The sequence below is a fragment of the Pseudoalteromonas sp. SM9913 genome, from assembly GCF_000184065.1.
GTDB lineage: Bacteria > Pseudomonadota > Gammaproteobacteria > Enterobacterales > Alteromonadaceae > Pseudoalteromonas > Pseudoalteromonas tetraodonis.
In genome coordinates, this window is the sequence record NC_014803.1 from 1,416,271 (window position 1) to 1,428,339 (window position 12,069).

The 12,069-nt window shown below is 40.8% G+C and carries 9 protein-coding genes; 3 read left to right on the top strand and 6 right to left on the bottom strand.

Annotated features, from left to right (window positions below; genetic code table 11):
• The first annotated feature begins 57 nt into the window (after nt 1-57).
• Nucleotides 58-2,319 carry an ATP-dependent Clp protease ATP-binding subunit ClpA gene (gene clpA / locus PSM_RS06485; protein WP_013464752.1) on the top strand — a complete coding sequence of 754 codons (2,262 nt, stop codon included), beginning with the start codon at nt 58-60 and terminating at the stop codon, nt 2,317-2,319.
• A gap of 204 nt (nt 2,320-2,523) precedes the next feature.
• Here the strand turns inward: clpA and infA are convergent, their stop codons facing one another.
• From infA to trxB, 5 genes are all read right to left on the bottom strand, one after another.
• Nucleotides 2,524-2,742, bottom strand: a complete 219-nt coding sequence (gene infA / locus PSM_RS06490) for a translation initiation factor IF-1 (protein WP_002962494.1) — start codon at nt 2,740-2,742, stop codon at nt 2,524-2,526.
• A 90-nt stretch (nt 2,743-2,832) separates the two neighbouring features.
• Nucleotides 2,833-3,537: an arginyltransferase gene (locus PSM_RS06495; protein WP_013464754.1), complete on the bottom strand. Its 705-nt coding sequence runs from the start codon at nt 3,535-3,537 to the stop codon at nt 2,833-2,835.
• Complete coding sequence (gene aat, locus PSM_RS06500) at nt 3,530-4,246, bottom strand: leucyl/phenylalanyl-tRNA--protein transferase (protein WP_013464755.1); 717 nt, start codon at nt 4,244-4,246, stop codon at nt 3,530-3,532. The genes PSM_RS06495 and aat overlap by 8 nt, the downstream gene beginning before the upstream one ends.
• 180 nt (nt 4,247-4,426) lie before the next feature.
• Nucleotides 4,427-7,240 (bottom strand): bifunctional aconitate hydratase 2/2-methylisocitrate dehydratase, encoded by a 2,814-nt coding sequence (locus PSM_RS06505; RefSeq protein ID WP_024601691.1) that lies wholly within the window; start codon nt 7,238-7,240, stop codon nt 4,427-4,429.
• Nucleotides 7,241-7,566: 326 nt separating this feature from the next.
• Complete coding sequence (gene trxB, locus PSM_RS06510) at nt 7,567-8,517, bottom strand: thioredoxin-disulfide reductase (protein WP_008110078.1); 951 nt, start codon at nt 8,515-8,517, stop codon at nt 7,567-7,569.
• A 276-nt stretch (nt 8,518-8,793) separates the two neighbouring features.
• On the opposite strand from trxB, the gene pssA reads away from it, so the two are divergent.
• Complete coding sequence (pssA, locus tag PSM_RS06515; protein ID WP_013464757.1) at nt 8,794-10,119, top strand: CDP-diacylglycerol--serine O-phosphatidyltransferase; 1,326 nt, start codon at nt 8,794-8,796, stop codon at nt 10,117-10,119.
• 118 nt (nt 10,120-10,237) lie between these two features.
• Here pssA and ald read toward each other — a convergent pair whose 3' ends face one another.
• A complete protein-coding gene (gene ald / locus PSM_RS06520) occupies nt 10,238-11,359 on the bottom strand; it encodes an alanine dehydrogenase (RefSeq protein WP_013464758.1) in 1,122 nt (373 codons plus the stop codon).
• A gap of 139 nt (nt 11,360-11,498) precedes the next feature.
• Here ald and lrp point away from each other — a divergent pair, with 139 nt between their 5' ends.
• Nucleotides 11,499-11,978 carry a leucine-responsive transcriptional regulator Lrp gene (lrp, locus tag PSM_RS06525; protein WP_008110073.1) on the top strand — a complete coding sequence of 160 codons (480 nt, stop codon included), beginning with the start codon at nt 11,499-11,501 and terminating at the stop codon, nt 11,976-11,978.
• The last annotated feature ends 91 nt before the right edge of the window (nt 11,979-12,069 follow it).

Below are 12,069 nucleotides of genomic sequence, written 5' to 3' on the forward strand. Positions count from 1 at the left end.
GTGAACTTTCATCTTTGAAGTGCGGTATAAAATTATTATCTCTGTAAGGGGTTGCCAATGCTAAATAAAGACTTAGAACTAACTTTGAACACCGCGTTTCGTGAAGCGCGTACACGTCGTCATGAGTTTATGACCGTAGAGCATCTTTTATTAGCTCTACTCGATAATCCATCAGCTGGAGAAGCGCTTAATGCGTGTGGTGTTGACATTTCTGGATTAAAAACAGAGTTACTTGAATTTATTGATGAAACCACACCGGTTATTCCTGATTTAGAAGAAGAACGCGAAACTCAACCAACGCTTGGTTTTCAGCGTGTATTACAGCGCGCAGTATTTCATGTGCAATCTTCGGGAAAAAATGAAGTGACTGGTGTAAATGTGCTGGTGGCTATTTTTTCTGAGCAAGAAAGCCAAGCAGTTTATTTACTTAAAAAGAATGATATTTCTCGCCTTGATATTGTTAATTTTATTTCTCATGGGATTGCCAAAGGTGACGACGAATTAGGCGATGACACTGACGATATACATGAAGAAGTGCAAGAAGTTGCCAGTGAAGAAGCGAGTAAGCTCGACAGCTTTACAACTAACCTTAATATACACGCTAAAGAGGGTAATATTGACCCGCTTGTTGGCCGTGACAGTGAAGTAGAGCGCACAGTGCAAGTGCTGTGTCGTCGTAAAAAGAATAACCCATTATTGGTTGGTGAAGCCGGCGTGGGTAAAACAGCCATCGCTGAGGGTTTAGCGTATCGAATTGTTAACGAACAAGTGCCTGAAGTTATTGCTGATGCGGTTGTTTACTCATTAGATATGGGCGCTTTGCTTGCCGGTACTAAATACCGAGGCGATTTTGAGAAGCGCTTTAAAAGCTTATTAAAAGAGCTGCAAGCTAAACCAGGCTCTATTTTATTTATAGATGAAATTCATACCATTATCGGTGCAGGTGCTGCATCGGGTGGGGTAATGGATGCCTCAAACTTAATTAAACCGCTACTTTCCAGTGGACAATTACGGTGTATGGGTTCTACCACCTATGGTGAGTACAAAAATATTTTTGAGAAAGACCGTGCCTTGGTACGTCGCTTTCAAAAAATTGATGTGCTTGAGCCCAGTGTGGAAGACACCACTAAAATTCTTAACGGCTTAAAAGAGCGTTATGAAGCACACCATGGTATTCGTTACACGCAAAAAGCGTTGAAGGCGGCAGCCGAGCTTAGCGCTAAGTACATTAACGAACGTCATCTGCCTGATAAAGCGATTGATGTTATTGATGAAGCGGGTGCAAGCCAACGCTTGTTACCTACCTCTAAACGTAAAAAAACGATTGGTGTTTCTGATATCGAGCTGATTGTGTCAAAAATGGCGCGTATCCCGCCACAAAATGTATCATCGTCTGATAAAGAAACGCTGAAAAACTTAGACCGTAACTTAAAAATGTTAGTGTTTGGGCAAGATCAGTCTATTGATGCATTAACTTCTGCCATTCGTTTGTCGCGTTCAGGTTTAGCGAATGAGAACAAACCGGTTGGTTCGTTCTTATTTGCAGGCCCAACCGGTGTCGGTAAAACTGAGGTTACCAAGCAACTAGCTAAGTGTATGGGCGTTGAGTTTATTCGTTTTGATATGTCTGAATATGTTGAGCGCCATGCAGTGAGCCGTTTAATTGGTGCGCCTCCGGGTTATGTTGGTTTTGAACAAGGCGGCTTACTAACAGAAGCGGTCATTAAAAATCCACACGCTGTTGTACTTTTGGATGAGATTGAAAAAGCCCATCCAGATATCTACAACATTTTATTGCAAGTTATGGATCACGGTACGCTAACTGATAATAATGGTCGTAAAGCCGACTTTAGAAACGTCGTAGTCGTGATGACCACTAATGCCGGCGTGCAAGAAACCACACGTAAGTCGATTGGCTTTAGTGAGCAAGACCATACGCACGATGCAATGGGTGAAATTAATAAAGTATTTTCACCAGAATTTAGAAACCGCTTAGATAACATTATTTGGTTTAATCACCTTGATAAAGAAGTTATTTTACAAGTGGTTGATAAGTTTGTTGTGGAGCTTCAAGCGCAACTAGACAAGAAATCAGTTAATCTTGAGCTGACGTCTAAAGCACGTGAATGGTTGGCTGACAAAGGCTATGACAAAGCAATGGGCGCACGCCCTATGGCACGTGTTATTCAGGAAGACCTTAAAAAGCAATTAGCAAACGAAATACTGTTTGGCGAGCTAATCTCTGGCGGTACAGTAAAAGTATCGGTTAAAGATAAAAAGCTGCGTTTTGATTACGAGAGTGACTTAACGCCAGCCTAACCTATAAAAGTTAGCAATTTAAAAAGCCTGCTTTATGCAGGCTTTTTTATTTGCCAAAGAAATAGACAACAAAAAACCCAGCGAAAGGTCGTGGGTTTTTTGTTTATTAAATGTAATTACTGGCGAGTATCCATTAATTACATTTAATAAACGCTTAAAGCTAGTTTTCACTAGCCAAAAACTAAATCTCGTTTACGCACTTACTTAGCGAGCACGGAATACGATACGACCTTTCGATAAATCGTAAGGAGTCATTTCTACCGTTACTTTATCGCCGGTTAAAATACGGATATAGTTTTTGCGCATTTTACCTGAAATATGAGCCACAACTACGTGACCATTTTCTAGCTCAACTCGGAACATTGTATTTGGTAAAGTATCAAGGACTGTCCCTTGCATTTCGATTACGTCTTCTTTCGCCATGTTTAGCGTAACACCTCTTTAATAGTTAAACGCTGCAGATTTTGCCCAAAATACGCCAATAAGTAAAGGCGCAGGGGCTATTTTTGTAAATTAAATAGCCAGCCACTGGTCATTGCACTGTTTTTGAGCAGGTAAAAACTGCGTTTTATAGTTCATTTTGTCGCATTCATCTATTTGATAGCCTAAATAAACAAATTGTTTTTGTTGTAGTTTAGCAAATTTAAGTTGCTGTAATATCATTACAGTGCCTAAACTAAAGTGCTCATAGTCAGGGTCAAAAAATGTATAAATTGCCGAAATAGCATTGTCCATACAATCAGTTACAGCAACAGCCACTAAGTTATCTTGATCCCAAAGCTCTATAAAAGTAATGGTTAACCAACTACAAAACAAAAAGCTTTGAAATTGTGATTTATCAGGTGGATACATACTACCGTCTTGGTGGCGCAAGCTAATGTATTTACTGTAAAGTGGATAGTATTGTTCGCGTTCAACTTGAGAATATTTTACCTCAAAGCGGTTTTTTGCTTTGTTAAGTTTACGTTTTTGCGATTTTGTCGGCATAAACTCATCAGCTAAAACGCGCACAGAACTACACGCGCTGCAAATAGGGCAGTGCGGACGGTAAATTTGGTTACCACTGCGACGAAAGCCTAATCCTAATAACGACTCAAACTTGTTGCTGCTATAACAACTTGGGTCGAGTATCACCAGCAGTTGCTCTTGGCGATCAGGTAAATAACTGCATTCAAACGGTTGGCTTAGGCCTATACGAGCTGGAAGTTGTTCATTCATATATCGCGATTAGCTCCTGTGGCTGCCACATGCTGGCAGCTGGGGTGTAACACTGTGCTTTATTAAGTTTAGTTAAAAATTCTTCACGCGAAACCACGCTAGCACCTAACGACATTAAATAAGGGTTTTCTAATTGGCAATCAATAAAATGCGCATTATGGCGTTTAAGCCAATTAACCAGCGCCCACATAGCCAGTTTGGAGCAATTTGTTTGATGATGAAACATTGATTCACCACAAAAAACACCGGTTTGCATGATGCCATATAAGCCACCTGCAAGCTCTCCCTCGCGCCAAACCTCTAAACTATGAGCAATTCCATGGTGATGGGCATTAATGTACGCCTGTTGCATTTGCGGAGTGATCCAGGTGCCATCGGTATCAATACGTTGATCGCGACATGCTTCTATCACTTCTTCAAAGGCATGGTTTATGGTTACGGTGACCGGGTGCTTTTTTAAATGCTTACGTAGGCTTTTACTAACATGAAAGTCATTGAGCTCAACAATACCCCGCTCACTAGGCGACCACCACATAATTGGCTCGTGCTCACTAAACCACGGAAAAATACCTTGGCTGTAGGCATTTTTTAATCGCGCTACCGACAAGCATCCACCAATGGCAAGTAAACCATCGGGATCATCTAATGCATGGTTGGGATCAGGAAAAGCAAAGTGGCTTTGAGCGAGTTGATAGAGTTGTTTAGTCATAACACCGATTGAATAACTGCATGGTCAAGGTAAAGTGTAACCTGTTGCTTTAAAATCACAAACCACAAATTATTGTGTTGTCCATAGGGTTGAGCAGGGCTTACATTCCTGTTAGGTAAATTTTAGACATAAAAAAAGCGCGTTAAAAAACGCGCTTAATTAAATGGTAAACTAATCGAATTAGCTAACCACTTTTACAGGTACTGCTTGTCCAGCGTTAAACTTAGTTGTCATTGCTTCTTCAACAGGTGTAAACGAGGTAAGGTCAATACCTTCAACCGCAGACTTATACTCTTCGATAGTCGGGAAACGACCAAGTACAGTAGAAAGTACTACAACCGGCGTAGAGCCTAGTAGTGACTCACCTTTTTTCTCAGATGTATCGGCTACTACACGGCCTTGGAACAGACGAGTTGATGTTGCGATAACAGTGTCACCAGGTTCAGCTTTTTCTTGGTTACCCATACATAAGTTACAACCAGGGCGTTCTAGGTATAGGATATTTTCATACTTAGTACGTGCCGCTGTTTTTGGTTTTTCATCGTCAAATTCAAAACCTGCGTATTTAGCAAGAATATCCCAGTCGCCTTCCGCTTTAAGCTCATCAACAATGTTGTATGTTGGTGGCGCAACAACTAATGGTGCTTTGAATGAGATAGAACCGTTTTTCTTTTCTAGGTTACGCAGCATGTGAGCAATAATTTTCATATCGCCTTTGTGAACCATACACGAACCAACGAAACCTAAATCAACAGGTTTGTCGTTGTAAAAAGAAACAGGGCGGATCACATCGTGAGTATAACGCTTAGAAACATCATCGTTGTTCACGTCTGGATCGGCAATCATTGGCTCAACGATTTGGTCCAAATCAACCACAACTTCTGCGTGGTATTTAGCGTTGTCGTCTGGAGAAAGTGCTGGCTCTTCACCAGATTGAATACCTGCAATACGTTTGTCAGCTAAGTCGATTAGACCTTGTAGCGTTTGCGCTTCGTTATCCATACCTTTGTTGATCATGATTTGGATACGTGATTTAGCAAGTTCAATTGACTTAATTAGCGTTTCATCATTTGAAATACAGATTGACGCTTTCGCTTTCATTTCTGCAGTCCAGTCAGTGAAAGTAAACGCTTGGTCAGCCATTAGGGTACCAATATGTACTTCAATGATACGACCTTGGAATACGTTTTCGCCACCAAATTGCTTAAGCATTTGCGCTTGCGTTGCATGTACAACGTCGCGGAAATCCATGTGCTTAGCCATTTTGCCTTTAAACGTCACTTTAACTGAATCAGGAATCGGCATCGCTGATTCACCGGTTGCAAGTGCAACAGCAACAGTACCTGAATCGGCACCAAAGGCAACGCCTTTAGACATACGAGTATGCGAGTCACCACCGATGATGATAGCGCGATCATCAATTGTAATGTCGTTCAATACTTTGTGAATAACGTCAGTCATTGCATGGTAAACGCCTTTCGGGTCACGTGCAGTGATCAAACCAAACTTATTCATAAACGCCATTAGTTTAGGAATGTTAGCTTGTGCTTTGCTATCCCATACTGATGCAGTGTGACAACCAGACTGATAAGCACCATCAACAAGAGGTGAAATCGTTGAAGCAGCCATCGCTTCTAATTCTTGTGCTGTCATTGGACCGGTTGTATCTTGCGAACCAACGATGTTCACTTTAACACGAACATTTGAGCCTGCGTGAAGTGGCGTATCAGATAGAACACCTACCGCATTACGGTTAAAGATTTTTTCAACCGCTGTTAAGCCTTGGCCTTCATGTGAAATTTCTTTTGAAGGTGCATACACAAGAGGAGTTTCAATGCCGAGCGTTTCAGCAGCAAACGTTTGTAGTTTCTTACCAAATACTACAGCGTAAGAACCACCAGCTTTCATGAATTCAACTTTTTGCGGTGTGAACGCTGATGATACATCAACCAGTTCTTTATCACCGTTATAAAGCTTTTTCTCTTTTGTATTGATTGTTAATACAGTACCTGTGGCAACTGAATAAGCTTCTTCAAGCACTGCATCGCCATTTTCATCAGTTACAGTATTGCCGTCTGCATCTACTTTCTTAACCCAGTTTTTAAGATCAAGACCAATACCGCCGGTTACATCAACCGTCGTTAAGAAGATTGGTGCGATACCATTAGTACCTGCAACAACAGGTGCAATGTTGATGAAAGGAACGTATGGACTTGCTTGTTTACCCGCCCAAAGTGCAACGTTATTTACACCAGACATACGAGATGAACCAACGCCCATGGTGCCTTTTTCAGCAATAAGCATTACTTTAGCATTAGGGTGTTTCTTTTGAAGTTCAACGATTTCTTGTTGTGCTTCTTCAGTGATCATACACTTACCGTGTAATTCACGGTCAGCACGTGAGTGTGCTTGGTTACCTGGAGACAGTAAATCAGTTGAGATGTCGCCTTCACCAGCAATGTAAGTTACTACTTCGATTTTTTCTTCGATGTCAGGTAGTTTTGTGAAGAATTCAGCTTTTGAGAAACTCTCGAGTAATTCTTTAGCAATTGCGTTACCTGCTTCGTAGGCCGCTTTTATGCGCTCCATATCAGCATCGTATAAGAATACCTGAGTTTTAAGTACTTCAGCCGCTTGTGCTGCGATTGCTGCGTCATCACCAAATGCTAAATCAATTAGTATTTCAATTGACGGGCCGCCTTTCATGTGTGAAAGCAGTTCAAATGCAAATTCTGGAGTGATCTCTGCAACGAGCTCTTCACCTAAAATGATTTCTTTTAGAAACTGTGCTTTAACGCCCGCAGCACTAGTTGTTCCAGGTAAAGTATTATAAATAAAGAAATGCAGTGAATCTTTACGGTGCTCGTTATTAGTATCTTTAATTTGATTAATTATTTCTGATACTAGTTCAGCGCTATCGATTGGTTGTGGGCTTAATCCAAGCTCCGTTTTACGGGTTTGGATTTCTTCCATATATTTTGTATACAAACTCATAGAAAACTCTCGGTAATTTACTTGATATGAAGTTAAGCATTTTAACTGATTTTACAGTCTCTAGTAATGCCTAAATGAATAAAGCTTTTATTCCTGACGATAATTATAGCTAGTTTTACTTATATAATTTGACGGTATTCGTTGCTCACCCTTAGATCCTATCGTACCTAAGCCATTAATTGTATAAATACGATTGATTTCCAGTATAATTTTTGTGAATGTTTATGCGGCTGCAATGAGTACTTTTCGGTGTTGGATGAGCCTTTATAATTTTTGGCCACAAAAAAAGGGCTGAAAATTCAGCCCTTACTATATGTTATGAAAACTTATAGGTTATCTAAAAAGCGTTCTGCATCAAGTGCAGCCATACAGCCAGTACCCGCAGAAGTGATTGCTTGACGGTAGATATGATCAGACACATCACCGGCAGCAAATACGCCTGGCACACTCGTTTGTGTTGCATTACCGTTAAGACCAGACTCAACTACTAAGTAGCCGTCTTTCATTTCTAGCTGACCTTCAAACATATCGGTGTTTGGCTTATGGCCAATGGCAATAAACACACCCGCTAAATCAAGTTCTTCAGTAGCATCTGATGCCACATCTTTAATGCGAACGCCGGTAACGCCCATTTGGTCACCAAGCACTTCATCGAGTGTACGGTTGTAGTGCATGACAACGTTACCGTTTGCTGCTTTTTCAGCAAGGCGGTCAGCAAGAATCTTTTCACTACGGAAACTATCACGACGGTGAATAACATGAACTTCATCAGCAATGTTAGATAGGTATAACGCTTCTTCAACCGCTGTATTACCACCGCCAACAACCGCTACTTTTTGACCTTTATAGAAAAAGCCATCACAGGTTGCACAAGCTGAAACGCCGCGACCTTGGAAATTAGTCTCAGACTCTAAGCCTAAATATTTCGCAGAAGCACCTGTTGCAATGATTAAAGCATCACAGGTGTAAGTACCTTGGTCACCGGTTAGTGTGAAAGGGCGCTTAGATACGTCAACTTTGTTGATGTGGTCGAACACAATTTCAGTTTCAAAGCGTTCTGCATGCTCTTTCATACGATCCATTAATGCAGGGCCGGTTAAACCGTGTGCATCGCCAGGCCAGTTTTCAACTTCAGTAGTGGTTGTTAGCTGACCACCTTGTTGAATACCTGTAATTAAAACAGGGTTTAAATTAGCACGTGCAGCGTAAACTGCAGCTGTATAGCCTGCAGGGCCCGAACCTAAAATAAGTAACTTACAATGTTTTGCTTCAGTCATGATCTTTTCCTAAACGTTTAATACGGTTTTAATGCGCCCGATTCTAAGAAAAACAAGCAGGAAGTAAATAAAAGATGAGATTATTTTTTTTCGTAAATTCCGAAGCTGTTCATTAATGTGTACTAGCAAATGACTTACAAGCAGTGCTCGACTAATAAATAGACTGTTAGCCAATAAAACGACGTTAATTCATGACCAGCCTGATTTTTTTTGTTATCTTTTAACTAATTTTGATTTGTCACTGCTTAATTATGTGACCTAAGTGAATAGGCAACTATGTTATTTTGGCAAGAGAAACCCGCATTTGGGTTGACTTCAAAAGACGTTAACGTCTTAACCAATGCGCAAGAATACCGTACGCAATTGTTAGATTTAATTGCCAACGCAAAAAAACGAATTTATATCACCACACTTTACTTACAAGATGATGAAGCGGGTCGTGAAATATTAGCTGCACTACACAGTGCTTCGTTAGCTAATCCTGCGCTTGAGATAAAAGTATTGGTGGATTTTCATCGTGCGCAACGCGGTTTAATAGGAGCTGAAAAGTCAGAGGGCAATGCAAGCTTATATTGCGACGATTTAGAAAAATTTAATTCAAACGTTCAAGTGTATGGTGTCCCCGTAAAGGCAAAAGAACTGTTTGGGGTGTTACATTTAAAAGGCTTTGTTATTGACGACACACTGCTCTACAGCGGTGCCAGTTTAAATAATGTGTATTTGCAATATAGCGACCGATACCGGCTCGATCGCTACTTTTTAGTATCGCAAAGCGAATTATGTGACTCAGTAGTCGATTTTATCGAATCAACTTTATTAAGCTCTGAAGCGGTACCAAGAATTGATCAACGACCGCTTAAACGTATGGCTGACTTTAAGCTTGAACAAAAGCAACTTATGCGTGAGCTTAAATCGGCAAGTTATAAAAATGCGCAAGAGTTTAATACCCATGCAATGGGTATTCGTTTATTTTTAGGGTTAGGCCGTCGTAATAACGAGCTCAATCGCTTAATTAAAGCGTTATTTGATACCACCGAGCAAGAGTTGGTGTTATACACGCCGTATTTTAATTTTCCAGCGCCTTTAATGCGCTCTTTACGTCGCTTATTAAAGCAAGGTAAGCAGGTTACTATTGTGGTGGGCGATAAAACCGCAAACGATTTTTATCTGCCACCTAGCGAGCCATTTAGTAAAATTGGTGCACTGCCGTATTTATACGAAACTATTTTGCACAAGTTTGTAAAATCGCAAAAACGTCACATAGATAATGGCAACCTAAACGTATACCTTTGGAAACACGAGAGTAACTCGTTCCATCTAAAAGGGATTTGCTGCGACCGCAAAGTGCATTTACTTAGCGGGCATAACCTAAATCCGCGCGCGTGGGGGCTCGATATCGAAAATGGCATCCTGATAGAAGATCCTGAGCAAACGATAATGCGCGACATTGATAATGAACGCCAAGAAATTTTAAAGCATTGTCGTCGTTTAACCGGCCCTGATGATTTAGAAACCATGGACGATTACCCGCAGCCGGTGAAAAAACTGCTTGGTCAAGCTAAGCGCGTAAAAGTCGATTTTATTATTAAACGATTTATATAATACGAGGGTCTGTTGACCACAGACCCTAAAATTTAGATACAAAAAAAGCAGCTAATTAGCTGCTTTTTTAATGCTTATACCTAAATAATGACTTAGGTATAAGCGGTAACTATTATTGTTACGCGTTTTCTACTGCAGTACGTGGGTCAACATATTCCATGTTGAACGCTTCAGCTACTTCTTTGTATGTTACTTGGCCTTTAATTACGTTTAAGCCTTTTAAGAAGTGAGCGTCATCTAGTAGTGCTTTTTTGTAACCTTTGTTTGCAAGGTTAATGATGAACGGTAATGTTGCATTATTAAGTGCAAACGTCGATGTACGTGGAACAGCACCAGGCATGTTAGCAACACAGTAGTGAACAACTTCATCAACGATGAAAGTAGGATCAGCGTGCGTAGTTGCTTTAGAGGTTGCAATACAACCACCTTGGTCAATCGCAACATCAACAATAGCAGCACCTGGCTTCATTGCTTTAATGTGTTCAGCAGTCACTAGTTTAGGTGCAGCAGCACCTGGGATAAGTACGCCACCAATTACTAGGTCAGCTTCTAGTACGTGCTTTTCAAGCGCGTCAGCTGTTGAGTAAATAGCTTTAACTTTGTTACCAAACTGTGCGTCTAGTGCACGTAGTACGTCGATGTTACGGTCAAGTACAACAACCTCAGCACCTAAGCCAACCGCCATTTGTGCAGCGCTACGACCAACCATGCCGCCGCCAATAACAACAACTTTAGCTGGCTCAACACCTGGTACACCACCTAGTAACATACCACGACCGTGGTTTGCTTTTTCTAGCGCTTGTGCACCTGCTTGAATAGACATACGACCCGCTACTTCACTCATTGGTGCAAGTAGTGGTAAACCGCCGCGTGCGTCAGTCACTGTTTCATAAGCAATACAGATTGCTTTACTTTTAACAAGGTCTTCAGTTTGTGGAAGATCCGGTGCAAGGTGAAGGTAAGTGAAAAGAATTTGGTCTTCACGTAACATTGCACGTTCAACAGCTTGTGGCTCTTTTACCTTGATGATCATTTCTGCTTTTGCAAAAACGTCAGCAGCTGTTTCTAAAATTTCAGCACCTGCTTGAACATAATCATCATCTGTAAAACCAATGCCCATACCAGCGTTAGTTTCAACAATCACTTGGTGGCCGTGATTTACAAGTTCGCGAACACTCGCAGGAACCATACCTACACGGTACTCATGGTTTTTAATTTCTTTAGGTACACCAATAATCATAATTTTGCCTTGTTAGAACGGGATAAAAATTTTTCACTATTATATTCATGCTAGGGTAGTGTGTCTCACCTTTTTTTAAGGTATTTGTAGTGTTAGTATCTGTTAAATCGATTTTATTAGAATAAAAAACTAAAAAGCTATGCATAACTTATTAGACCGTATTGATCGCAAGATTTTAGTCGAATTACAACTCGATGGCCGCCTGTCAAATGTTGAACTGGCCCGACGAGTTGGCCTAAGCGCCACGCCCTGTCTAGAGCGAGTGAAAAAGCTCGAACGAGAAGGGTATATTTTAGGCTACAAAGCTGTGGTTGACCCTGCCAAGCTTGGTCAAGGGCTTTCTGTGTATGTGGAAGTAACCATTACCAAAACATCGCCCGACGTATTTGAAGAGTTCAGTGCCGCTGTTAGAAAGCACGAAGAAATTATAGAATGTCATTTGGTTTCGGGTAATTTCGACTTTTTATTAAAAACCCGGGTTAACGATATGTCAGAATACCGAGGCGTGCTCGGTGATATATTATTAAAACTGCCTAATGTTAGTGAAAGCCGCACTTATGTAGTCATGGAAGAAGTAAAAGGTGAAGAGGGCGTCGTTATTCGTCCTTTTGTTGCTTAATGATAGAGTAACAGCCTTTAATATACTTTTATTGTTGCAGCCAACTTTGCTTTTTTAATAAGTGTACGACTAAATAATAAAAACTTGTTCA

Bases quoted from the DNA above. Each gene is read 5' to 3' on its own strand.
- clpA (WP_013464752.1), top strand. From the start codon at position 58: ATGCTAAATAAAGACTTAGAACTAACTTTGAACACCGCGTTTCGTGAA.
- infA (WP_002962494.1), bottom strand. From the start codon at position 2,742: ATGGCGAAAGAAGACGTAATCGAAATGCAAGGGACAGTCCTTGATACT.
- PSM_RS06495 (WP_013464754.1), bottom strand. From the start codon at position 3,537: ATGAATGAACAACTTCCAGCTCGTATAGGCCTAAGCCAACCGTTTGAA.
- aat (WP_013464755.1), bottom strand. From the start codon at position 4,246: ATGACTAAACAACTCTATCAACTCGCTCAAAGCCACTTTGCTTTTCCT.
- PSM_RS06505 (WP_024601691.1), bottom strand. From the start codon at position 7,240: ATGAGTTTGTATACAAAATATATGGAAGAAATCCAAACCCGTAAAACG.
- trxB (WP_008110078.1), bottom strand. From the start codon at position 8,517: ATGACTGAAGCAAAACATTGTAAGTTACTTATTTTAGGTTCGGGCCCT.
- pssA (WP_013464757.1), top strand. From the start codon at position 8,794: ATGTTATTTTGGCAAGAGAAACCCGCATTTGGGTTGACTTCAAAAGAC.
- ald (WP_013464758.1), bottom strand. From the start codon at position 11,359: ATGATTATTGGTGTACCTAAAGAAATTAAAAACCATGAGTACCGTGTA.
- lrp (WP_008110073.1), top strand. From the start codon at position 11,499: ATGCATAACTTATTAGACCGTATTGATCGCAAGATTTTAGTCGAATTA.